Annotated in this window: 19 protein-coding genes; 11 read left to right on the top strand and 8 right to left on the bottom strand. The window is 57.1% G+C overall.

The annotated features are described in order from the left end of the window. Nucleotides 1-28: 28 nt before the first annotated feature. From LBF07_RS10005 to LBF07_RS09995, 3 genes are all read right to left on the bottom strand, one after another. Nucleotides 29-1,093: a methyltransferase gene (locus LBF07_RS10005; RefSeq protein ID WP_094934879.1), complete on the bottom strand. Its 1,065-nt coding sequence runs from the start codon at nucleotides 1,091-1,093 to the stop codon at nucleotides 29-31. 69 nt (nucleotides 1,094-1,162) lie between these two features. After that, nucleotides 1,163-1,552: a hypothetical protein gene (locus LBF07_RS10000; protein WP_023309518.1), complete on the bottom strand. Its 390-nt coding sequence runs from the start codon at nucleotides 1,550-1,552 to the stop codon at nucleotides 1,163-1,165. Nucleotides 1,553-1,889: 337 nt separating this feature from the next. Further along, nucleotides 1,890-2,939 (bottom strand): AI-2E family transporter, encoded by a 1,050-nt coding sequence (locus LBF07_RS09995; protein ID WP_032662225.1) that lies wholly within the window; start codon nucleotides 2,937-2,939, stop codon nucleotides 1,890-1,892. A gap of 145 nt (nucleotides 2,940-3,084) precedes the next feature. Here LBF07_RS09995 and LBF07_RS09990 point away from each other — a divergent pair, with 145 nt between their 5' ends. Beyond that, nucleotides 3,085-4,302, top strand: a complete 1,218-nt coding sequence (locus LBF07_RS09990) for an MFS transporter (protein ID WP_094934880.1) — start codon at nucleotides 3,085-3,087, stop codon at nucleotides 4,300-4,302. A gap of 4 nt (nucleotides 4,303-4,306) precedes the next feature. Here the strand turns inward: LBF07_RS09990 and LBF07_RS09985 are convergent, their stop codons facing one another. Next, a complete protein-coding gene (locus LBF07_RS09985; RefSeq protein ID WP_023309515.1) occupies nucleotides 4,307-4,864 on the bottom strand; it encodes a DcrB family lipoprotein in 558 nt (185 codons plus the stop codon). 72 nt (nucleotides 4,865-4,936) lie between these two features. Beyond that, a complete protein-coding gene (locus LBF07_RS09980; protein ID WP_023309514.1) occupies nucleotides 4,937-5,602 on the bottom strand; it encodes a 7-cyano-7-deazaguanine/7-aminomethyl-7-deazaguanine transporter in 666 nt (221 codons plus the stop codon). 167 nt (nucleotides 5,603-5,769) lie between these two features. Here LBF07_RS09980 and tusA point away from each other — a divergent pair, with 167 nt between their 5' ends. After that, nucleotides 5,770-6,012, top strand: a complete 243-nt coding sequence (tusA, locus tag LBF07_RS09975) for a sulfurtransferase TusA (RefSeq protein ID WP_008503071.1) — start codon at nucleotides 5,770-5,772, stop codon at nucleotides 6,010-6,012. Between the two features lie 153 nt (nucleotides 6,013-6,165). Here tusA and yhgN read toward each other — a convergent pair whose 3' ends face one another. Continuing rightward, nucleotides 6,166-6,759 (bottom strand): NAAT family transporter YhgN, encoded by a 594-nt coding sequence (yhgN, locus tag LBF07_RS09970; protein ID WP_003861574.1) that lies wholly within the window; start codon nucleotides 6,757-6,759, stop codon nucleotides 6,166-6,168. A gap of 179 nt (nucleotides 6,760-6,938) precedes the next feature. Between yhgN and asd the strand changes: the two genes are divergently transcribed. The 6 genes from asd (at nucleotide 6,939) to glgP (ending at nucleotide 17,660) form a co-directional block, all read left to right on the top strand. After that, nucleotides 6,939-8,042 (top strand): aspartate-semialdehyde dehydrogenase, encoded by a 1,104-nt coding sequence (asd, locus tag LBF07_RS09965; protein WP_033146834.1) that lies wholly within the window; start codon nucleotides 6,939-6,941, stop codon nucleotides 8,040-8,042. Nucleotides 8,043-8,291: 249 nt separating this feature from the next. Beyond that, a complete protein-coding gene (gene glgB / locus LBF07_RS09960; RefSeq protein ID WP_045403403.1) occupies nucleotides 8,292-10,478 on the top strand; it encodes a 1,4-alpha-glucan branching enzyme in 2,187 nt (728 codons plus the stop codon). Continuing rightward, nucleotides 10,475-12,448, top strand: a complete 1,974-nt coding sequence (glgX, locus tag LBF07_RS09955) for a glycogen debranching protein GlgX (protein WP_094934881.1) — start codon at nucleotides 10,475-10,477, stop codon at nucleotides 12,446-12,448. Before glgB ends, glgX begins: the two co-directional genes overlap by 4 nt. A gap of 17 nt (nucleotides 12,449-12,465) precedes the next feature. Next, entirely contained in the window at nucleotides 12,466-13,761 is a 1,296-nt protein-coding gene (gene glgC, locus LBF07_RS09950; protein ID WP_023337914.1) for a glucose-1-phosphate adenylyltransferase, read from the top strand. Further along, nucleotides 13,761-15,194, top strand: a complete 1,434-nt coding sequence (gene glgA, locus LBF07_RS09945; RefSeq protein ID WP_094934882.1) for a glycogen synthase GlgA — start codon at nucleotides 13,761-13,763, stop codon at nucleotides 15,192-15,194. Before glgC ends, glgA begins: the two co-directional genes overlap by 1 nt. Before the next feature lie 18 nt (nucleotides 15,195-15,212). Then, on the top strand, nucleotides 15,213-17,660 hold the full coding sequence (gene glgP, locus LBF07_RS09940) for a glycogen phosphorylase (RefSeq protein ID WP_094934883.1): 2,448 nt from the start codon (nucleotides 15,213-15,215) through the stop codon (nucleotides 17,658-17,660). A 95-nt stretch (nucleotides 17,661-17,755) separates the two neighbouring features. On the opposite strand, the gene glpD is transcribed toward glgP, so the two are convergent. After that, nucleotides 17,756-19,264, bottom strand: a complete 1,509-nt coding sequence (gene glpD / locus LBF07_RS09935; RefSeq protein ID WP_094934884.1) for a glycerol-3-phosphate dehydrogenase — start codon at nucleotides 19,262-19,264, stop codon at nucleotides 17,756-17,758. Nucleotides 19,265-19,549: 285 nt separating this feature from the next. Between glpD and glpE the strand changes: the two genes are divergently transcribed. Genes glpE through LBF07_RS09920 form a run of 3 tightly spaced genes read left to right on the top strand, consistent with a single transcriptional unit; the run spans nucleotide 19,550 to nucleotide 21,535 of the window. Then, the gene (gene glpE, locus LBF07_RS09930; protein ID WP_006177908.1) at nucleotides 19,550-19,882 is read left to right on the top strand and encodes a thiosulfate sulfurtransferase GlpE; all 333 of its coding nucleotides are present in this window, start codon (nucleotides 19,550-19,552) and stop codon (nucleotides 19,880-19,882) included. Nucleotides 19,883-19,929: 47 nt separating this feature from the next. Continuing rightward, a complete protein-coding gene (gene glpG, locus LBF07_RS09925) occupies nucleotides 19,930-20,760 on the top strand; it encodes a rhomboid family intramembrane serine protease GlpG (protein WP_087823634.1) in 831 nt (276 codons plus the stop codon). A gap of 16 nt (nucleotides 20,761-20,776) precedes the next feature. Beyond that, nucleotides 20,777-21,535, top strand: coding sequence for a DeoR/GlpR family transcriptional regulator (locus LBF07_RS09920; protein ID WP_008503060.1), 759 nt, complete (start codon nucleotides 20,777-20,779; stop codon nucleotides 21,533-21,535). A 62-nt stretch (nucleotides 21,536-21,597) separates the two neighbouring features. On the opposite strand, the gene malT is transcribed toward LBF07_RS09920, so the two are convergent. Then, entirely contained in the window at nucleotides 21,598-24,303 is a 2,706-nt protein-coding gene (gene malT, locus LBF07_RS09915; RefSeq protein ID WP_029742188.1) for an HTH-type transcriptional regulator MalT, read from the bottom strand. Between the last annotated feature and the right edge of the window lie 84 nt (nucleotides 24,304-24,387).

Genomic DNA, 24,387 nt, shown 5'->3' with positions numbered 1-24,387 from the left:
GACTGGGCCACCCGGCAGCTAAGCTGCTCTATTGTTCACGTTTGGTGCATATCAGCAGGGTATGACCGACCCCAAGGTTGTCCAGCCGCTGTTCAACGCTGAAACCTGCGCTCTCCAGGTAGCGATAGAACTTCTCTACGCTGTAAAACCGGCTATTGCCATTCGCCATACAGGTGAAATAGAGCGAGGTGGCATTCAGGCTGAAAGAGGCAGCTTCAAATTTCTGAGCATCCCAGAAAAGCTCCATGATGCACAAACGTGCGCCTGGCTTCATGGCCTGTGCGACGCGCGTCAGCATGGCGACAATCTGATCCGGAGAGAAACAATCCAGGAACTGGCTCATCCACCAGACGTCGGCGTCACCCGGCAATGTTGCTGGGCTAAGCATATCGACAGCATGGAATGCAATACGATGAGAAAAACCTGCTTTTGCGATGTTTTCCTGCGCCAGCGCTATCTGCTGCGGCAGATCGAGGATCGTCACGGCAACATTTTCGTCATAGCGGCAGCAGCGTAACGACCATTTACCCGTATTTCCGCCCACATCGTACAATTTTGTCGGCGAGCTTGCGAATATATATGGCAACGCAGCGTCAAAAGCGGCGTCAGAATAGTAATGATCGAAGGCGAACCAGCTCTCTTTCGCCGGAGCAGGTAATTGGGATAACGCCGGGTAGATGGTTGGCCAGTTGCCAAACACGGCTAATCCGGCAGGTTTTTCCTCCTGCAGGGCGTCCGCCAGGTGAAATAGCCCCTGATAACAAACGTCCTGGGTGAAATCCATATTTACGCGGGTCATTTCGTCGTGCAGTAAAAAATGGCCCACTTTCGCCAGGAAATAACGTCCATTCTGTTGGGTAACGATTCGACCGCTTAATCCCATATCCAGCAGTACGCTGACGCCATAGCTGCCGAGCGTGCTGTGTTCGGTTATTTCCTCGAGGCTTGCCCCTTTTTTACCTTGTTTATCGAGCCAGGCGAGAACGCCTGAGTTACGCAGACAAAGCGCAGTCTGGAATAACATCGGGGCAAAGGCGATGCGTTGCGCTTCGGTAATGGCATCCAGTGCGCTGAGTGTGTCCTTTTCGTACATTCCTGCGTAACCTTTGAAGCTAATAAAGAGAGGTTATCGGGCCATACGCGGCCCGACTTTAGAAAAATATTACAGCGCGGCGCCAGCGGAGAGGTTCAGCTGAATATCGTGGTCGAGGTTATTCACCCAGCGGTTATAATTTTTGTGAATTTTACCGTCTGCCGCTTTCAGGTTAAGGCTGTTTTCATAGTTGATTGAATAGCTTGTGGCCGTGTACGGAATACTTACCTGGACGGAGTGATCGCGTGACTGCAGACGCCCCTTAATCATTCCCGGGCCGGTTTCCGTCATGATCCAGTCGCGTTTTTGGCCTGCTTTCAAAATTGCCGTTTTTACCTGATCGGCAGTATGGCCCGCGCTTACAATAGAGTGAACCTGAGCAATTGGGGCGGTGCGCGCACAGCCTGCCAGTGCGCCAACGAATACGGCAGCAGCACACCATTTAACGATCTTTTTCATCAACAACTCCATATCAATAATAACAATTAAAGGTAGTGTTTTTTACAAATAATATTCATCCGGCTTTTTGTTATCGCTGGGTGTATTTTTTAATCAATATTAATGTTTACATTACGTTGACGCGAAGACGGGCATAATAACATGGAAAATAAATAAGAATTTCATTTTTTATAATTTGCGTTAAATCATGAGTTGCGTTTCAACGTAATGCGCGCGGCGTAATTAAAAACAGAATGAGTATCGCCTTAACGCAAATAAAAATACCGCGACGGATTAGGGACGCGGTAATTTACGGTGTATTACTGACGGTTTAAACCTACCTGTACAGGTAGGTCGGTTAGCCGGGTAACCGGCTTTTCGGCCTCCCCGGCCCGAGCAGGATCGCCAGCTTGCTGCCGCCTTTGGTGGTCTCCATCCAGATTTTACATACGCTGGTTAGAGGAACCGACAGCAGCATACCGACCGGGCCCAGCAGCCATCCCCAAACCAGTAAGGATAAAAACACCACCAGCGTCGACATGCCCAGACGGTGTCCCATCATGCGCGGTTCAAGAATATTGCCCAGCACCATATGCACGACGAGGAACAGCGCGCCGACCAGCATGCATTCGTAGAAGCCGTTAAACAGAAACGCCTGAATCATCGGCGGCACGGCGGAAAGCACCGCGCCAATATTGGGCACGTAGTTCAGCAGAAAGGCCAGCACGCCCCACATCAGCGCGAACTGCACGTCCATCAGCATCAGCCCCAGCCAGACAATCACCCCGGTCCATACGCTCAGGAGCGTTTTCAGCGCCAGATATTTGGAGACGCCCTTCAGGGCCCGGTGTAACCCGGCAATGTGAATTTGCGGATTGTTCAGCGCAAAGCGCAGCTTATAGGGGACGTGGCGAACTTCGAACAGCATAAACACAACGGTCATGACCAGCAGCAGAATGCTGGCCATCGCGCCGGAAAGCCCCGTCATCAAGGTGGTGGCGTAGGTCATGACCTTCTCGGAGTCCATCCTGCGCAGCATCCGTTCGGGTGAGATATGCAGATTGAGGAATGGCACCATCTCCTGCAGCGCGACAATTTTACGCGTCAGCTCTTTGTTGTACTGCGGCAGCATGGTGGAGAATTCGCTCAGCGATGCCGCCAGCACGCCGAAGAGCGCCGTCAGGCCAATCAGCATGACAATAACCACGATGGTGATGGCTACCGGACGGCTGACGCCCCGGCGTAAAAACCAGGTGACCAGAGGATTAAGCACGATGGCAAAAAAGAGCGCCAGCAGGAGCTGAACAATAATGTCAGCGGCAGCATGGATACCCGCAAGGATAACCACCAGACAGGCGAGTTTTAATAAGATGTGGAGTCCTGCTTTGTCGGACGGGTTAGCGATCATGCGTGTTCCTTAATATGATGACCCGATAAGTGTAGTGCCCGGGCTTCGCTTCGTCTGGCACCGTTAATCTGAAAGTCGGGGCTGATTTTCTTATTGCGCCGTGGTAATAGTGAAACACTGTTGTAAAAAATCCAGGTAGAACCCCATGCCCGAACCTGCCGCTGAACCGGCACTGAGCGGACTGCGCCTCAATCTGCGCATCGTTTCCGTTGTTATTTTCAACTTTGCCAGCTATCTGACCATTGGCCTGCCGCTGGCGGTCCTGCCGGGCTATGTCCATGACGTGATGGGCTTCAGCGCCTTCTGGGCGGGGCTGGTGATTAGCCTGCAATATTTCGCCACGCTCCTCAGCCGCCCGCATGCCGGGCGCTACGCGGACGCGTTCGGTCCAAAAAGCATCGTGGTGGTGGGACTGTGCGGCTGTTTCCTCAGTGGCCTGAGCTACCTGCTGGCTGCCGCAACCGGCCACTGGCCGCTGGTCAGCCTGGCGCTGCTCTGCCTGGGCCGCGTTATTCTTGGCATCGGGCAAAGTCTGGCGGGAACCGGCTCGACGCTGTGGGGCGTGGGTGTGGTAGGCGCGCCGCACATTGGCCGGGTGATCTCCTGGAACGGGATTGTCACCTACGGTGCGATGGCGCTCGGAGCGCCGCTCGGCGTGGCCTGCTATGCGCTTGGCGGGCTGTATGGGCTTTCCATCACCATTATGGCGGTCGCGCTGCTGGCAATCCTCTTTGCGCTGCCGCGTCCGAAAGTGAAGGCCAGCAAGGGCAAGCCGCTGCCGTTTCGGGCGGTGCTGGGGCGCGTCTGGCCGTACGGTATGGCCCTGGCGCTGGCGACCACCGGCTTCGGCGTGATTGCGACCTTCATTACCCTGTTCTACGACGCCAAAAGCTGGGACGGCGCAGCCTTTGCGTTAACCCTGTTTAGCTGTGCGTTTGTTGGCGCCCGCCTGCTTTTCCCTAACGGCATCAACCGCCTTGGCGGGCTGAATGTGGCGATGATCTGCTTTGCGATAGAGATTGTCGGGCTGCTGCTGACCGGAATTGCGATGGTGCCCTGGGTCGCGAAAGTGGGTGTGTTCCTCGCGGGGGCAGGCTTTTCCCTGGTCTTCCCGGCGCTGGGCGTGGTGGCGGTAAAAGCCGTGCCGCAGCAGAATCAGGGGGCGGCGCTGGCGACCTATACGGTGTTTATGGATATGTCTTTAGGCATTACCGGCCCGCTGGCGGGGCTGGTGATGGCCTGGGCAGGGGTTCCGGTGATCTATCTTGCCGCGGCGGGTCTGGTGGTGATTGCGCTGCTGCTGACGTGGCGGCTAAAAAAATGGCCCCCGGTGCAGGCACCGGAGGCCACGTCATCGTCGTGAAGCGTTATTGGATCACGATGGTGTTAATGATGTTTTCAGCAGCCGTCTGCGCTTTCTGCTGATCTTCGGCTGGCAGGGTGATCTGCAGGGTCAGCAGTTTGTTATCAACCTTGCCCAGCACCACAGAAGAGTAGGCGGTCTGGCCTTTTGCAGAGATGATGCTGTCGAGCTGTTGCAGCGTGTGGCCTTTCAGCTCGATGGATTTATTGGTCACGACCTGCAGCTGCGGATCGCGGCCGCGCTGCTGATCTTCCAGACGTTTGGACAGGACGGCCAGGTCTTCGCTGGTGTCGTCGCCCACAATCACAATGACCGCTTTTTGCCCGGTTGCGTCGGAGTAAACGTGCATGTTGTTCGCCTGGGTGCCCAGCTTGCCGCTCTGATCGGTCATATCGGCTGGCAGAGAGAAGCTGAGTTTGCCATCCATCAGATTCACCGGCTGGCCGGTCGCGTTGCTCTCTGCGGATGCGCCCTGAGCAGGCGTTTTCGTGTCGCTGTTATCACAGGCTGCAAGACCCACAACCAGCAGGCCAATCCCGACATATTTAACCAGATTGCGCATTGACTTCTTCCTTTCGATAAACGGCCATAACGGCTCATTCGCTCATCTTATCACAACTGATAAAGCGAACCCTTAACCAGCCTGCAATGCCGTGATTTCAGATTTATCTGCCAGTCTTTTCAGCAGCATATTGAGCAGCACGCCGTACATCGGCAGGAAGAACACAATGCTGATAAGGACCTTGAAGCAGTAGTCCACCAGCGCGATTTCCATCCAGTGTTCGGCCATGAACGCATCCGGGCTGCGCCAGAAGGCGATGAAGAAGAAGGCCAGCGTATCGCTCACGTTACCGAACAGCGTGGAGGCGGTTGGCGCCATCCACCAGCGATGATTTTGACGCAGGCGGTTAAACACATGCACGTCGAGGATCTGCCCCAGCGCGTAGGCCATAAAGCTTGCCGCGGCGATACGGGCAACAAACAGGTTGAAGTGGGTTAACGCCTCAAAGCCCTGCCAGCTTCCCATATAAAACAGTGACGAAACCACGTACGAGATGAACAGCGCCGGGAGCATGACCGAAAAAATAATACGGCGAGCCAGCGGTGCGCCAAAGATACGCACGGTCAAATCCGTCGCGAGGAAAATAAACGGGAAGCTGAATGCGCCCCAGGTGGTATGAAAACCAAAGATGGAGATTGGGAGCTGCACCAGATAGTTGCTGGAGGTGATCACCAGCAAATGGAAAAGCGAAAGCCAGAACAACGCTTTTACGCGCTGTGATTCAGAAAACGACGTCATATTGTGACCTTTTTATACGTTGGGGTGAGGGAACCCAATAAAAACCGCAGCATGATACTGCTTTGGCAGGACATTGCAATGGTTAGTTTTTACGCAATCGTTAACCTGGTTTGCATTGATCGCAACCGGGCGTAAACTACAGCCGTTTTTACCAGACCGAGAAGACCATGACCGACCTGTTTTCCAGCCCAGACCACACTCTTGATGCCCAGGGCCTTCGCTGCCCGGAACCGGTAATGATGGTACGTAAGACCGTGCGCAACATGCAGACCGGTGAAACGCTGTTGATTATTGCCGACGACCCGGCCACGACCCGCGATATTCCCGGCTTTTGTACCTTTATGGAGCATGAGCTGGTGGCACAGCAGACCGAGGCGCTGCCGTACCGGTATTTGATTCGTAAGGGGTAGATGGGCTGGCGTTGCTGTAGGTCGGGTAAGGCGAAGCCGCCACCCGACGAATATGTGTCCTCTGCGGCCTGATGCCCTCACCCCGCCCCTCTCCCACGGGGAGAGGGTGCAAACACTAAAAACGGCAATCTTTGATTGCCGTTTTGCGTTTACCTAGCCTTTCATCCACGCGCGGATCCCGTCCAGGAACATCTGCGTTGCCATCATTACCAGAATCAGCCCCATCAGGCGCTCCAGCGCGTTCACCCCTTTCTCACCCAGCAGGCGCAGGAACAGCGACGACTGCAGCAGGATGATAAACGTCCCGCCCCAGGCGATCAGCAGGGCAATCACCAGATGGCTCATCTGATTCGGATACTGATGCGACAGCAGCATCAGCGTGGCCAGAATGGTCGGCCCGGCGACGAGTGGAATCGCCAGCGGCACGATAAACGGCTCTTCACCCGCGGGCAGGCCGCTGCTGCTGCCTTCCGCGCTCGGGAAAATCATCTTAATGGCAATCAGGAACAGAATAATCCCGCCGGAAATCGACACGGTTTCGGCGCGCAGGTTCAGGAACGCGAGAATTTTTTCACCGGCAAACAGGAAGATAAACATCACCAGCAGGGCGATGAGCAGTTCGCGGATCATGATCGCCCGGCGGCGCTTCGGCTCGGTGTGCTTCAGCACCGACATGAAGATAGGCAGGTTTCCCAGTGGATCCATAATCAGGATCAATAAAACCGCCGCGGAAATGATTTCACTCATCTTTAAATTATCCCTGATACTTAGTAGTGTTATTCCGATGATTAGCGCTTTTTCTGATTGCCGGGCAATCATCGATTAATTTCGCTTGCGACTTTGGCAGCATTTTGTAATGTGAAGCATATCCCAGTTCAATACTGGCTTGCACAATCAGCACACACCCTCAGCAGGAAAAAAATGCTATGAAAAACGTTGGTTTTATCGGCTGGCGCGGTATGGTCGGCTCTGTACTCATGCAACGCATGGTTGAAGAGCGCGATTTCGACGCTATCCGCCCGGTCTTCTTCTCCACTTCCCAGCTCGGCCAGGCTGCTCCGTCCTTTGGTGGTACCACAGGCACGTTGCAGGATGCTTACGATCTGGAAGCGCTGAAGGCACTCGACATTATTGTGACGTGCCAGGGCGGCGATTATACCAACGAAATCTATCCAAAGCTGCGTGAAAGCGGCTGGCAGGGCTACTGGATTGACGCGGCTTCTTCGCTGCGCATGAAAGACGATGCCATCATCATTCTCGACCCGGTGAACCAGGGCGTCATCACCGACGGCCTGAACAACGGCGTGAAAACCTTTGTCGGCGGTAACTGCACCGTCAGCCTGATGCTGATGTCCCTCGGCGGCCTGTTCGCGCAGGATCTGGTGGAGTGGGTCTCCGTGGCGACCTACCAGGCCGCGTCCGGCGGCGGCGCGCGTCATATGCGCGAGCTGCTGACCCAGATGGGCCAGCTGCACCAAAGCGTCGCGACCGAGCTGGCAAACCCGGCGTCCGCGATCCTCGATATAGAACGTAAGGTCACTCAGCTGACCCGCAGCGGCGAGCTGCCGGTGGACAACTTCGGCGTACCGCTGGCCGGTGGTCTGATCCCATGGATCGACAAACAGCTGGATAACGGCCAGACCCGCGAAGAGTGGAAGGGCCAGGCTGAGACCAATAAAATCCTCGCGACCGCGAACACCATTCCGGTTGACGGTCTGTGCGTGCGTATCGGCGCGCTGCGCTGCCACAGCCAGGCCTTCACCATTAAACTGAAAAAAGATGTGTCTATTCCGACCGTGGAAGAGCTGCTGGCCGCGCACAACCCGTGGGCGAAAGTGGTGCCAAACGATCGCGATATCACCATGCGCGAGCTGACCCCGGCTGCCGTTACCGGCACGCTGACCACGCCGGTTGGCCGTCTGCGCAAGCTGAACATGGGGCCGGAGTACCTCTCCGCGTTCACCGTCGGCGACCAGCTCCTGTGGGGCGCCGCCGAGCCGCTGCGCCGCATGCTGCGCCAGCTGGCGTAATAATTTGTTAACTACCGGGGGTGATTTTCACCCCTTTTTTTTGCGTACTACATGGAGTAACACGCGTATGTCTTATTTTTTATCAGGAGTCATCTAGAGCGTTGGCTATGCTTTAAGGAAGAGTCATTTCTTACCTGAGGTTCGAACGGAGCAGAATGGATGCACATTTTTGTGCTGTCCCGTTCAGGTCACATTAAAAGTCGTCCCGGAGCGCTTAAAAAGGACGACATAAAAAACAGGATGAATACCATGTCCGATCGTGTGGATAGAGACGTGATTAATGCGCTTATTGCGGGTCATTTTGCTGACCCCTTTTCTGTGCTTGGGATGCATCAAACTGAGGATGGCCTTGAAGTTCGGGCACTGTTACCGGATGCCACAGAAGTCTGGGTGATTGAACCCAAAACCGGCCGCAAGGTCGGTAATCTTGAATGCCTCGATTCCCGTGGCTTTTTCTCGGGCGTGATGCCCCGCCGTAAAAACCCTTTTCGCTATCAGCTCGCCGTTCTCTGGCACGGTCAGCAAAACCTGATTGACGATCCTTACAGCTTTGGCCCTCTGCTTAAAGAGATGGACGCCTGGCTGCTCTCCGAAGGAACGCATCTTCGCCCTTATGAAACGCTGGGTGCCCATGCCGATACCATGGACGGCATTACCGGCACGAGATTCTCCGTGTGGGCGCCTAACGCCCAGCGCGTCTCCGTTGTCGGCCAGTTCAACTATTGGGACGGTCGCCGCCATCCGATGCGCCTGCGCCGGGAAAGCGGCATCTGGGAGCTGTTTATCCCTGGAGCGCACCCCGGGCAGCTTTATAAATTCGAGATGATCGACGCCAACGGCAAGCTGCGCATTAAAGCCGACCCGTATGCCTTCGAAGCGCAGATGCGCCCGGATACCGCGTCGCTGATTTGCGGCCTGCCGGAGAAGGTCGTCCAGACGGAGGAGCGCAAACAGGCCAACCGCTTTGATGCGCCGATCTCTGTCTATGAGGTACACCTTGGCTCCTGGCGTCGCCATACCGATAACAACTTCTGGCTCAGCTACCGGGAGCTTGCCGACCAGCTGGTGCCCTACGCCAAATGGATGGGCTTTACCCACCTTGAACTGCTGCCGGTCAACGAGCATCCGTTCGACGGCAGCTGGGGCTATCAGCCCACCGGGCTGTATGCGCCAACGCGCCGCTTCGGAACGCGCGATGACTTCCGCTATTTCATTGATGCCGCGCACGCCGCCGGGCTGAACGTCATCCTCGACTGGGTGCCGGGCCATTTCCCATCGGATGACTTTGCGCTGGCAGAGTTTGATGGCACGAAGCTGTACGAGCACAGCGACCCGCGCGAAGGCTATCACCAGGACTGGAACACGCTGATCTACAACTACGGTCGCCGTGAGGTCGCAAACTATCTGGTCGGGAATGCCCTGTACTGGATCGAGCGGTTTGGCATTGATGCCCTGCGCGTCGATGCGGTGGCGTCGATGATCTACCGCGACTACAGCCGCAAAGAGGGCGAGTGGATCCCGAACGAGTTTGGCGGCCGTGAAAATCTGGAAGCGATTGAATTCCTGCGCAATACAAACCGCATTATCGGCGAACAGGTGGACGGTGCCGTGACCATGGCGGAAGAGTCGACCGACTTTGCGGGCGTCTCCCGTCCGCCGTCATCAGGCGGCCTGGGGTTCTGGTATAAGTGGAACCTGGGCTGGATGCACGACACGCTCGACTACATGAAGCTGGATCCGGTTCACCGTAAGTATCATCACGATAAGCTGACGTTCGGGATGCTCTACAACTACACCGAAAACTTCATGCTGCCGCTGTCGCACGATGAAGTGGTGCACGGCAAAAAATCCATTCTCGACCGCATGCCGGGCGACGCGTGGCAGAAGTTTGCCAACCTGCGCGCCTACTACGGCTGGATGTTTGCCTTCCCGGGCAAGAAACTGCTGTTTATGGGCAATGAGTTCGCCCAGGGACGCGAGTGGAACCACGATGCCAGCCTCGACTGGCACCTGCTGGAAGGCGGCGACAACTGGCACCACGGGGTGCAGCGTCTGGTGCGCGACCTGAACCTGACCTACCGCCACCACAAAGCGCTGCACGAGCTCGACTTCGATCCGTACGGCTTTGAGTGGCTGGTGGTGGACGACCACGAGCGCTCGGTGTTTGTCTTTGTGCGTCGTGACAAAGCGGGTAACGAAATCATCGTCGCCAGCAACTTCACGCCGGTGCCGCGCGAACATTACCGCTTCGGCATTAACCAGCCGGGCAAATGGCGCGAGATCCTGAATACCGACTCGATGCACTATCACGGCAGCAACGCCGGTAACGGCGGGCTGGTCCAGAGCGATGCCATCGAAAGCCACGGGCGACCCAACTCCCTGAGCCTGACGCTGCCGCCGCTTGGCACCATCTGGCTGATGCGGGAGGGCGAATGACGCAGCTTACGGCAGGTAAACCCGAACCGCTCGGCGCGCGTTTTGACGGAAAGGGTGTCAATTTCACCCTCTTTTCCGCTCACGCTGAGCGGGTAGAACTGTGCGTGTTTGATGGGGAAGGTAACGAGCACCGTTACGATTTACCCGCGCGCACGGGGGATACCTGGCACGGCTACCTGGCCGGAGGACGGCCAGGCATGCACTATGGCTTTCGCGTACACGGTCCGTGGGATCCGGCGCAGGGCCACTGGTTTAACCCGGCGAAGCTGTTGATTGACCCGTGCGCGCACCGCGTGGACGGCGAATTTAAAGACGACCCTCTCTTCCACGTGGGCTACGGCGAGCCCGACCACCGCGACAGCGCGCCCGTCGCGCCAAAAAGCGTGGTGGTAAACGATCTTTATGACTGGGAAGACGATGCCCCGCCGCAGACGCCGTGGGGCAATACCGTTATTTATGAAGCCCACGTCAAAGGGCTGACGTACCTGCACCCGTCGATCCCCAAAGAGATGCGCGGCACCTATAAGGCGCTCGGGCATCCCACCATGATTGCCTACCTGAAACACCTCGGCATCACCGCTCTGGAACTGTTGCCCGTCGCCCATTTCGCCAGCGAGCCGCGCCTGCAGCGGCTGGGGCTAAGCAACTACTGGGGCTATAACCCGCTGGCGATGTTCGCGCTTGAGCCACGCTATGCCGCCCATCCGGAAAAGGCGCGTGACGAGTTTCGCGATGCGGTGAGGGCGCTTCATACGGCGGGCATTGAGGTCATTCTGGACGTCGTGCTGAACCACAGTGCCGAAAGCGATCTCGACGGTCCGACGCTCTCCATGCGCGGAATTGATAACCGTAGCTATTATTGGATCAGGCAGGATGGCGATTATGAGAACTGGACCGGCTGCGGTAACACGCTCAACCTCAGCCATCCGGCGGTCACGCATTTTGCTTATGAATGCCTGAAATACTGGGTGGAGACGTTCCACGTCGACGGTTTTCGTTTCGATCTGGCGCCCGTGATGGGGCGCACGCCAGCGTTCAGCCAGCAGGCTCCGCTGTTTGAGGCGATAAAAAACTGTCCGGTGCTCTCGCAGGTGAAGCTCATTGCCGAGCCGTGGGACATCGGGGAAGGCGGTTATCAGGTCGGGAATTTCCCGCCGCTGTTTGCCGAGTGGAACGATCACTACCGCGATGCCGCACGCCGCTTCTGGCTGGAACGGAATCTGTCGCTGGGGGAGTTCGCCGGACGCTTTGCCGCTTCAAGCGATCTCTTTAAGCGCGACGGCAAACGCCCGTCGGCCACCGTCAATCTGTTGACGGCACACGACGGTTTTACGCTCAGGGACTGCGTTTGTTTCAATCAGAAACACAATGAGGCAAACGGCGAAGAGAATCGCGATGGCACTAACAATAACCATAGCTTTAATCATGGTATAGAAGGGTTAGGCGGTAGCCTGGACGTCATCGAGCGGCGACGCGCCAGCGTTCATGCTTTGCTGACAACGCTTTTATTGTCGCAGGGCACGCCGATGCTGCTGGCAGGCGATGAACACGGCCACAGCCAGCACGGTAACAACAATGCGTATTGCCAGGACAACACGTTAACCTGGCTCGACTGGGGTGAAGCCAACAGCGGGCTGATTCATTTTACCGCTGCGCTGATCCATCTTCGCCAGCAGATCCCCGCGCTGACCGCCGACCGCTGGTGGGAAGAGGGTGACGGCAACGTTCGCTGGTTGAATCAAGACGCGCAACCGTTAAGCGCGCAAGAGTGGCAACACGGCGTACCACGCCTGCAAATCCTGCTGTCGGATAAATGGCTGGTCACGCTGAACGCGACGGATGACGTCGCAGAGATTGTTTTACCTGAAGGGGAATGGCGAGCTGTTCCCCCCTTTGCCGGAGCGGATAATCCGGTAGTAATGGCTGTCTGGCACGGGCCTGCGCACGGAGTGTGCGTATTCCAAAGATGATAAAAAAGGAGTTAGTCATGGTTAGATTAGAGAAGAACGATCCCTTAATGTTGGCGCGCCAGCTACCATTAAAAACGGTTGCCCTGATACTTGCGGGTGGACGTGGTACCCGTCTGAAAGATTTGACCATCAAGCGCGCGAAACCGGCCGTTCACTTTGGTGGTAAGTTCCGTATCATCGACTTTGCGCTCTCCAACTGCCTTAACTCGGGCATTCGCCGTATTGGCGTCATTACGCAGTATCAGTCGCACACGCTGGTTCAGCATATCCAGCGCGGCTGGTCATTCTTCAGCGAAGAGATGAACGAGTTTGTCGATCTCCTTCCCGCTCAGCAACGCGTCCACGGTGAGAACTGGTACCGCGGAACGGCGGATGCAGTGACGCAGAACCTCGACATCATTCGCCGCTATAACGCGGAATACATCGTGATCCTCGCCGGGGACCATATCTACAAGCAAGATTACTCCCACATGCTCATCGACCACGTCGAAAAAGGGGCGCGCTGCACCGTAGCGTGTCTGCCTGTGCCCGTTGCTGAAGCGACGGCGTTTGGCGTGATGCACGTGGATGCCGACGACAAAATTATCGACTTTGTTGAAAAGCCGGCGAACCCGCCAACCATGCCCGGCGATGACACCAAATCGCTCGCCAGCATGGGGATTTATGTCTTTGATGCAGATTATCTTTATGAGCTGCTGGAAGACGATGACAAAGACGAAAACTCCAGCCACGACTTCGGTAAAGACATCATTCCGAAAATCACTAAAGCTGGCATGGCCTATGCACATCCTTTCCCGCTGTCCTGCGTGCAGTCCGACCCCAATGCGGAACCTTACTGGCGCGATGTGGGAACTCTGGAAGCGTACTGGAAAGCGAACCTCGACCTGGCGTCGGTCACGCCTGAGCTGGATATGTACGACCAGAACTGGCCGATTCGTACCCATATGGAATCGCTGCCGCCGGCCAAATTCGTGCAGGACCGCTCCGGCAGCCACGGTATGACGCTGAACTCGCTGGTGTCCGGCGGGTGCATTATTTCAGGCTCGGTGGTGGTGCAGTCGGTGCTGTTCCCCCGCGTGCGGATAAATTCATTCTGTAATATCGATTCGGCAGTCTTACTGCCTGATGTCTGGGTAGGGCGCTCGTGCCGTCTGCGTCGCTGCGTTATCGATCGTGCCTGCGTCATTCCAGAAGGGATGGTGATTGGTGAGAACGCGGAAGAAGACGCGCGTCGTTTCTATCGTTCGGAAGAGGGGATCGTGTTAGTCACACGGGAAATGTTGCGGAAGCTGCAGATCAAACAGGAGCGATGATGCAGGTTTTACATGTATGTTCTGAGATGTTCCCGTTGTTAAAAACGGGCGGTCTGGCAGATGTTCTGGGTGCATTACCGGCGGCGCAAATCGCCGGAGGCGTGGATACCCGAGTCCTGCTGCCCGCCTTTCCGGATATCCGGCGCGGTATTCCCGATGCAAAAGTGGTGACCCGCCGTGAGACCTTCGCCGGACGCATCACCCTGCTGTTTGGACATTACAATGGCGTAGGGATTTACCTGATCGACGCGCCGCACTTATACGATCGACCGGGCAGCCCGTATCACGATACGAACCTGTTCGCCTACAACGATAACGTGCTGCGCTTTGCGCTGCTCGGCTGGGTCGGGGCAGAAATGGCGACGGGGCTGGATCCGTTCTGGCGCCCGGATGTGGTGCACGCGCACGACTGGCACGCCGGGCTTGCCCCGGCGTATCTCGCGGCGCGCGGCCATCCGGCGAAATCGGTCTTTACCGTGCATAACCTGGCGTATCAGGGGATGTACTATGCCCATCACATGAGTGAAATCGATCTGCCATTATCGTTCTATAACATGCACGGGCTGGAATTTAACGGGCAGATCTCGTTCCTGAAAGCCGGGCTGTACTACGCCGATCACATCACGGCGGTGAGCCCAACCTACGCGCGTGAGATCACCCAGCCGGAGTTTGGCTACGGCATGGAAGGGTTGCTGCAGCAGCGCCACCGCGAAGGCCGCCTGTCGGGCATTCTGAACGGCGTGGATGAACAGATCTGGAGCCCGGAAACCGATCTCCTGCTGGCGGCGCGCTATGGCCGTGATTCCGTGGAAGACAAAGCGGAGAACAAACGCCAGCTGCAGATTGCGATGGGCCTGAAGGTTAACGATAAAGTGCCGCTGTTCGCGGTGGTCAGCCGCCTGACCAGCCAGAAAGGGCTGGATCTGGTGCTGGAGGCGCTGCCCGGTTTACTGGAGCAGGGGGGACAGCTGGCGCTGCTCGGCGCGGGCGACCCGGTGCTGCAGGAAGGCTTCCTTGCCGCCGCGGCGGAACATCCGGGGCAGGTGGGTGTGCAGATTGGCTATCACGAAGCGTTCTCGCACCGCATCATGGGCGGCGCGGACGTCATCCTGGTGCCGAGCCGTTTCGAACCCTGCGGCCTGACGCAGCTTTACGGTCTGAAATACGGCACGCTGCCGCTGGTGCGCCGCACGGGCGGACTGGCGGATACCGTATCCGATAGCTCTCTGGAAAACCTGGCGGACGGTATCGCCAGCGGGTTTGTCTTTGAGGACAGTAATGCCTGGTCGCTGCTTCGGGCGATTCGGCGTGCTTTCGTCTTGTGGTCCCGTCCATCGCTCTGGCGTTACGTTCAGCGTCAGGCGATGTCCATGGACTTTAGCTGGCATGTCGCGGCGCAGTCATACCGCGATCTCTATCAACGCTTGATGTAACGAGGCGAAGTTACTGATATGAACGCTCCATTTAGCTACTCTTCACCCACGCTCAGTGTTGAGGCGTTAAAGCACTCCATCGCCTACAAGCTGATGTTCACCATCGGGAAAGATCCGGTTATCGCCAACAAGCACGAGTGGCTGAACGCCACCCTGTTTGCGGTGCGTGACCGTTTAGTGGAACGCTGGCTGCGCTCAAACCGCGCCCAGCTCTCGCAGGAAACGCGTCAGGTTTACTACCTGTCGATGGAATTTTTGATTGGCCGCACGCTGTCCAACGCGCTGTTGTCGCTCGGTATTTATGACGACGTCAAAACCGCACTGGAAGAGATGGGGTTAGATTTAGAAGAACTGATCGACGAAGAGAACGACCCGGGCCTCGGCAACGGCGGCCTGGGGCGTCTCGCCGCCTGCTTCCTCGACTCGCTGGCGACGCTGGCGCTGCCGGGCCGCGGCTACGGTATTCGCTACGACTACGGTATGTTCAAACAGAACATCGTCGACGGACGCCAGAAAGAGTCGCCGGACTACTGGCTGGAGTACGGCAACCCGTGGGAGTTTAAGCGCCACAATACGCGCTACAAGGTGCGCTTTGGCGGACGTATTCAGCAGGAAGGCAAAAAATCCCGCTGGGTAGAAACGGAAGAGATCCTGGCCGTGGCCTACGACCAGATTATCCCCGGCTATGACACCGATGCCACCAACACGCTGCGCCTGTGGAGCGCCCAGGCCAGTAGCGAAATCAACCTCGGTAAATTCAACCAGGGGGACTACTTTGCGGCGGTAGAAGACAAAAACCACTCCGAGAACGTGTCCCGCGTGCTGTACCCGGATGACTCGACCTACTCCGGCCGCGAGCTGCGCCTGCGTCAGGAGTATTTCCTCGTCTCCTCGACGATTCAGGACATCCTCAGCCGCCACCATCAGCTGCACAAAACCTACGCCAACCTGGCGGAGAAAACCGCGATCCACCTTAACGACACCCACCCGGTGCTTTCCATTCCGGAGCTGATGCGTCTGCTGATCGACGAGCATAAGTTCAGCTGGGATGACGCGTTTGAAGTGACCTGTCAGGTATTCTCCTACACCAACCACACGCTGATGAGCGAAGCGCTGGAAACGTGGCCGGTAGACATGCTCGGCAAAATCCTGCCGCGCCATCTGCAGATTATCTTTGAGATTAACGACTACTTCCTCAAGACCCTGCAGGAGCAATACCCGAACGATACCGGGCTGCTGAGCCGCGCTTCCATCATTGATGAATCGAACGGGCGCCGCGTGCGCATGGCCTGGCTGGCGGTCGTCATCAGCCACAAGGTCAACGGCGTGTCCGAGCTCCACTCGAACCTGATGGTGCAGTCGCTTTTTGCGGACTTCGCGAAAATCTTCCCGACGCGGTTCTGCAACGTGACCAACGGCGTCACGCCGCGCCGCTGGCTGGCGCTGGCCAACCAGCCGCTCTCTGAGGTGCTGGACGAGAATATTGGCCGTACCTGGCGTACCGACTTGAGCCAGCTGAGCGAGCTGGAACAGCATATTGATTTCCCGACGGTGAACAAAGCCGTGCGCGAAGCCAAGCTGCTAAATAAAAAGCGTCTGGCGGTCTGGCTGGCGATGCACCTCAACGTGGTGGCAAACCCGAAAGCGCTGTTCGACGTTCAGATCAAACGCATCCACGAATACAAGCGTCAGCTGATGAACGTGCTGCACGTGATCACCCATTACAACCGCATTAAGGCCGATCCAACGGCCGAATGGGTGCCGCGCGTGAAGATCTTCGCCGGTAAGGCGGCTTCCGCCTACTACATGGCGAAGCACATCATTCATCTCATCAACGACGTGGCGAAGGTAGTCAACCAGGATCCGGACATTGGCGACAAGCTGAAAGTGGTGTTCATTCCGAACTACAGCGTGAGCCTGGCGCAGATGATCATCCCGGCGGCGGATCTCTCTGAGCAGATTTCCACGGCGGGTACGGAAGCATCCGGCACCAGTAACATGAAGTTTGCCCTCAACGGCGCGCTGACCATTGGTACGCTTGACGGGGCGAACGTCGAGATGCTGGAGCACGTGGGCGAAGAAAATATCTTTATCTTCGGTAATACGACGGAAGAGGTGGAGGCGCTGCGCAGGAAAGGCTACTCGCCGCGTCAATATTACGAAGAGGATGAAGAGTTACGTCAGGTGCTGACGCAGATCGCGACCGGCGTGTTTAGCCCGGATGAACCGAGCCGCTATCGCGATCTGGTCGATTCGCTGATTAACTTTGGCGATCACTACCAGGTGCTGGCGGACTATCGCAGCTACGTGGACTGTCAGGATAAGGTTGACGAACTGTACCGTCAGCAGGAGAAGTGGACCAGCGCCGCGATGTATAACATCGCCAATATGGGCTATTTCTCGTCCGACAGGACCATCAAGGAGTATGCCGAGACGATCTGGCATATTAATCCGGTGAGGTTGTAAAAGCAAAACGGCAACCTCGGTTGCCGTTTTTAGTGTTTGTTCCCTCTCCCTGTGGGAGAGGGTCAGGGTGAGGGCATCAGCCCGCACCGATCGCATCAAGACGCCAGCGACAGCTCACGCTTCCCCGCATTCTGCTGTAACCACTGCGCCACGCGAGACTGCTGTTCGGCGTTGAGCCACATCCCTTCTTTGGTACGACGCCAGATAGCATCATCCAGACGACGAACCCACTCGTGCTCAACCAGGTAGCGCAGCTCGGCTTCGTACAGCTCGTGGCCGAAATGTTCGCCCAGATCCGCAATGTCCTTCGCGTCGGCCAGGAAAAGCTCGGTATTGCTGCCGTAGGTGCGGGCATAGTGGCGCGCCATCCCTTCGGTGATGAACGGGAAGCGACGGCGCAGCTTCGCGGCGTAATCATCGCGATTGTCGCCGATATCACCGCCGGGCAGTACCGCGCCTTTGGTCCACGCCGGGCCAATGCCTTTATAGTACGGCGCCAGTTTTTCCAGCGCGTGCTCGGCCAGCTTGCGGTAGGTGGTCAGCTTGCCGCCAAACACGGAAAGCAGCGGCGCCTGACCGTCAACGTCGTGAATATCGAGCGTGTAGTCGCGGGTAATCGCCTGCGGTGAGTCAGACTCATCATCACATAGCGGACGCACGCCGGAGTAGGTCCAGACCACGTCGTCGCGTGACAGCTGCTTCCTGAAGTGCGCGTTATACACTTTGAGCAGGTAGTTCACTTCGCTCTCGTCGATCTCGACGTTCTTCGGATCGCCTTTGTACTCCACGTCGGTGGTACCGATGATCGAGAATTCGTCCATCCACGGGATCACAAACACGATGCGCTTGTCTTCGTTCTGCAGAATGTAGGCCTGCTTCTGGGTATGCACGCGCGGTACCACAATGTGGCTGCCCTTGATCAGGCGAATGCCGTACGGCGAAGGCAGATGCATGCCGTCGTCGAAGAACTGCTTCACCCACGGGCCGGTAGCGTTCACCAGGCCGCGCGCTTTCCAGCTGAATTTCTCGCCGGTATCGATATCTTCCGCTTCCACAATCCACAGGCCGTTTTCACGACGGGCAGCGGTCGCGCGGGTACGGGTTTTCACCTCGCCACCTTTCTTCTCGACCATCTGGGCATTCGCCAGCACCAGACGCGCATCGTCCACCCAGCAGTCGGAATATTCGAAACCGCGCACGATTTCAGGCTTAAGGACCGATTCTGAGCCAAAACGCAAACCTGTCGAACCCGGGAGGCTGGTGCGTTTACCCAGATGATCGTACATAAACAGACCGATTCGGATCATCCACGCCGGACGCAGATGCGGGCGATGGGGCAGGCGGAAGCGCATCGGAATCGCCAGATGCGGGGCCATTTTCAACAGCACTTCACGTTCGGCCAGTGCTTCACTGACCAGGCGGAATTCATAGTGTTCCAGGTAGCGCAGGCCACCGTGAATCAGTTTGGAGCTGGCGGACGACGTCGCGCAGGCGAGGTCGTTAGCTTCCAGCATCAGTACGGATAAACCGCGTCCTGCGGCATCGACCGCAATACCGGCACCGTTGATGCCACCGCCTATCACAATCAGATCTTTGGTTTCCATAACACCCTCATGCACTTTCGTTAAAGCTCAGAAATGTTCGATATCGCTCATAATAGCAAAGGAACGCGCTTTTGGTAACATCAAAAAAACAATTTAGAGTGATATGGATAACATAATGGCGTTTACCCGCCGCCAGGACGTACACTACGGGGTAAAATAGTGCGGTCTGATGCCCTCACCCCAGCCCTCTCCCACGGGGAGAAGGGGATCCGTTTTCCTCTCCCTCCGGGAGAGGGTAGGGTGAGGGGAAAAACGCACCACACCTGAATATAAGATGAGAACACCATGGATCAGTTTGAATGTATTAACGTAGAAGAAGCCCACCAGAAGATGCACCAGGGAAAAGCGGTGCTGGTGGACATCCGCGATCCGCAGAGTTTTGCGATGGGCCACACGCCGGGCGCGTTTCATCTCACTAACGACACGCTGGGCGCGTTTATGCGCGATAACGACTTCGAGACGCCGGTGATGGTCATGTGCTACCACGGCAACAGCAGCAAAGGCGCGGCGCAGTATCTGCTTCAGCAGGGCTACGACGCGGTATACAGCGTCGACGGCGGTTTCGATGCCTGGCATCGTCATTTCCCGGCAGAAGTGGAATACGCTTTTGAGCGCTGATCCCGCTATACTGTCCCCTTTTGTGTGGAAATAAGCGACCGCTGCCCATGTTGATGATCACTTCTTTTACCAACCCGCGCGTCGCCCAGGCGTTTGTCGACTATATGGCGACGCAGGGCGTTATTCTGACCATTCAGCAACATACGCAGACCGACGTCTGGCTGGCCGACGAGAGCCAGGCCGCGCGCGTAAACGAAGAGCTGGCGCGTTTTCTTGAGAACCCCGGCGACCCGCGCTATCTGGCGGCCAGCTGGCAGTCCGGGCAGACCGACAGCGGACTGCACTACAGCCGTTTTCCCTTCCTTACCACCATCCGCGAACGCGCGGGCCCGTTTACGCTGCTGCTGATGGCGGCCTGCATTATCGTCTTCATTATCATGAACGTGGTGGGCGACCAGAGCGTGATGATTGCCCTGGCCTGGCCCTATGACCCGTCTCTTGAGTTTGACGTCTGGCGCTACTTTAGCCACGCGCTGATGCACTTCTCGGTGATGCATATCCTCTTCAACCTGCTCTGGTGGTGGTATCTCGGCGGCGCTGTTGAAAAGCGTCTGGGCAGCGGCAAGCTGATCGTTATCACCCTTATCAGCGCCCTGCTGAGCGGCTATGTGCAGCACAAGTTCAGCGGGCCGTGGTTCGGCGGGCTGTCGGGCGTCGTGTATGCCCTGATGGGCTATGTCTGGCTTCGCGGGGAGCGCGATCCGGAAAGCGGCATCTATCTGCAGCGCGGATTAATAACCTTTGCGTTAATATGGCTAATTGCCGGATGGTTTGATCTGTTTGGTATGTCTATCGCCAACGGTGCACACGTCGCCGGGCTGGCCGTGGGGCTGGCGATGGCCTTTGCCGACACGCTCCATGCGCGAAAACGAACATAATTCTCAGGGATAATTGATGAAACAAACACAACGTCATGACGCTATTATCGAACTGGTAAAAAAACAGGGATACGTCAGCACCGAAGAGCTGGTGGAGCAGTTTGCCGTCAGCCCGCAAACCATCCGTCGTGACCTGAACGACCTGGCCGATCAGAACCGCATTCTTCGCCACCACGGCGGGGCGGCGCTACCGTCCAGTTCGGTCAATACCTCCTGGCATGACCGTAAAGCCACGCAGACGGCAGAGAAAGAGCGCATTGCCCGCAAGGTCGCCAGCCAGATCCCGAACGGGGCGACGCTGTTTATTGATATCGGCACCACGCCGGAAGCGGTCGCCCATGCGCTGCTGGATCACGAGAACCTGCGCGTGGTCACGAACAACCTGAACGTGGCCAATACCCTGATGCAGAAAGATGACTTCCGCATCATCCTCGCGGGCGGCGAACTGCGCAGCCGCGACGGCGGGATTATCGGCGAAGCGACCCTCGATTTTATCTCTCAGTTCCGCCTCGACTTCGGCATTCTCGGGATCAGCGGCATCGACAGCGACGGCTCGCTGCTGGAGTTTGATTATCACGAGGTGCGCACCAAGCGCGCGATTATTGAGAACTCACGTCACGTGATGCTGGTGGTAGACCATTCGAAGTTTGGCCGAAATGCGATGGTAAACATGGGCAGCATCAGCATGGTGGATGCTGTTTATACCGACGTGATGCCGCCGGCGGGCGTGATGCAGGTGATTAAAGATAATAATTTGCAGTTAGAGTTGTGTTGAAAAGCCGTTCTCCCTCTCCCTGTGGGAGAGGGCCGGGGTGAGGGCATCAGACCGCAGAGGTCCTACACGCCATACCCCATCATCTTCAACAGCTGCTGCGCATGCTGCACCGCATCCTGACGATGCGCCACGCCCAACTTCTGATACAGATTGCGGATATGCGTTTTGATGGTGGTCGCCGCCACCGCAAGCTCACCGGCAATCTGCTCGTTGCTGTAGCCTGAATAGATCAGACCCAGAACCTGCCATTCGCGCTGGGTGAGCGGACTGGTGCGGATAAGCTCCGGCACTTCCGGGTGGTTCAGCAGACGTTCAACGAAGTTCTCATCAAAATGCGCGAACTTGTGTCGATGATGCTGGTTAATCTCGCGCAGAATGCGCTGGGCGCGATGCTGGTCCAGCTCCGGCAGCGTGTTGAGCTGAATAAGCTGACGCAGCTGCTGCGCCATCACTTCACCTTCAATCACAAAGTGGCTGATAAAGCCGGTGCGGTTAGCCAGCTGCAGCGCTTCCAGCAGCACGCGCTGGGCATCGTTTTTACGACCCGCCTGCCAGTAAAGCTGGTTCAGCAGCAGCAGGTTGCGGTTCAGGTCGCTCATCAGACGCAGGCTGCGCGCGTTCTCGTTCAGCTCTTCCAGCACAATCTCTGCGGGCTCTAATTCACCGAGCAGGATCTGCGCGCGGGCAATGTTGCGCCACTGGCTCTGCAGGAAGTGGTTGTTCGCAAATTCGGGTTTTGGCGTCTGACGCAGCCAGTTGGCGGCGGATTTTTTATCGCCGGTCATCTGCCAGTAAATCACCCGGACCTTATCGGCGTTTGAGACCCAGTCGCTGTGATACTGACCGTTGCCGAGCAGGTTCTCCAGGCGGTTCAGATGGTTGCGGGCGTTATCGAGATCGCCGCGCGCCAGCGAGCACTGTACCAGCAGCGCCAGACACTGCAGCTGCTGCTGAGGCTGGAAGCTGGAAAGGACATCCACACCCTGGCGGGCGCAGCTTTCTGCTTCATCCAGACGCGACCATGCCCACAGCAGCTGAGCGCGAATACGCAACAGGAACTCGTGCATCGGCAGCTGTTCCAGGTGCTGTTCACGAATCAGCTGGAACGCTTTTTCCTGGTTTTCCCAGGCGGCCTGCAGGAACCCCTGCGCGAATAAAATCTCGCTCTGTTGGATCAGGCTCCACAGCGCGTAATGCCAGACATCATGTCGACGCGCCATCTGTTCGGTTTGCTGCATCAGTGAAAGGGAACGGGTGAGGTCGCCTTTGCAGTGCAGCACTTCACCGTGCACAGAGGTCGCCACGATGCGGCTGTAGAAGTTAGCCAGCGGCAGTTCATCCAGCGCGACCATCGCCAGCCGTTCAGCTTCGTCCGGGTCGCCGTCGTTAATGGCCACCTGAGCGCGCAGCGCGTTGAACTCGCCGTGCAGGGTGGTATCCATTTCGCTTTCCATCTCCTGCTCGGCGCGCGCCAGCAGGGTGTTCACTTCGCTGTAGCGGTGCTGGCTCTGCATCAGCCAGGCCTGTAGCAGCACCAGACGCGGGTTCTCCAGCAGGCTTTCCCACGGCAGGGCTTTGAGGGACTCTTCCAGCAGGGTCAGTTCGCTGTGGTTAAACAGGCCCCACGCATGGTTGAGGAGGATATCGCGCAGCATGCTGGCATCACCGGCGGCCAGCGCGTGGTGGATGGCCTCGCTCGGGAAGCCTTGCGCCATCCAGCTTTCGGCAGCGGCGCGGTGGATCTCCGGCAGTTCAACCGCCAGTTCCCACTGACAGCGCTGGCGCAGGAAGCTGCCAAACAGCGGGTGATAGCTAAACCACTCGCCGGGATCGTCCATGCGCGTCAGGAAAAGGCCCTGACGTTCAATCTCTTCGAGCTGCAGCTGACCGTTTTCACAGCCCGTTACGCGTACGATGAGCGCATCGTTCATGGAACGCAGCAGCGAGCTTTTCAGCAGGAAATTACGCGTCGAGGGATCGACGCTGTCCAGTACCTCATCCACCAGATAGTCGGAAAGGTGACTGGCATTGATGCCCGCCAGACGCCGCGCAGACTGATGCGCCGGACTGTTGTTTTGTCGGGCAGAGAGCGCGATGAGCTGCAGCGCCGTGGCCCAGCCGGCAACGTCATCACACAGACGGCTGCTCTCGGCGGCCTCAATCGGTGATGTCAGGCGGCAGTCAAAGAACTGTTTCGCTTCCTGGTGGGTAAAGGCCAGCTGCTGGCTGCCCACTTCCAGAAGCTGATCGCGCACGCGCAGGTTGGCAATACCCAACTGCGGCAGGTTGCGTGACAGCACCACTAAAGTCAGGTTTTCCGGCTGATGGCGCAGGAAGAAACGCATCGATTCATGAATCACCGGATTCGTGATGAGATGGTAATCATCAATCACCACGTAGAGCGGGCGATGCCATTCGGCCAGTTCGATAAACAGCTGAGAGAAAAGGGAGGACAGGCTGGCGTACTGGCGCTTTTGCACCATCACCTCACTGGCGACGCAGTGTCCATGGGTGGCTTGCTGTATGGCGGCAATCAGATAGCTGGCAAAACGCTCCTGCTGGTTATCGCCCTCGTCGAGGGAGTACCAGCCAAGATCGCTTTTACCCGCGGCCCATTGCGAAATGAGCGTTGTTTTTCCATAGCCTGCAGGGCTCGTAACCAGCGCCAGTCGGAAATTATGCGCGCCGGAAAGTTTAGCCAACAGACGCTCGCGGACCACTGTATGGTCAAGACGAACCGGGCGACTTAATTTAGACGGAATCAACATAGGTTTCACTTCACTGTGGGGAACGAGAGATTTTATTTTTTTTGCGCTTCGTAATTAATACGATATAAGGTCGAACAGAAAGAG

The organism is Enterobacter cloacae complex sp. ECL352 (assembly GCF_020149545.1).
In the GTDB taxonomy this organism is placed as follows: Bacteria; Pseudomonadota; Gammaproteobacteria; order Enterobacterales; family Enterobacteriaceae; genus Enterobacter; species Enterobacter asburiae_B.
Note: the sequence above shows the minus strand (reverse complement) of the source record. Positions and strands in the feature narration are given on the sequence as shown.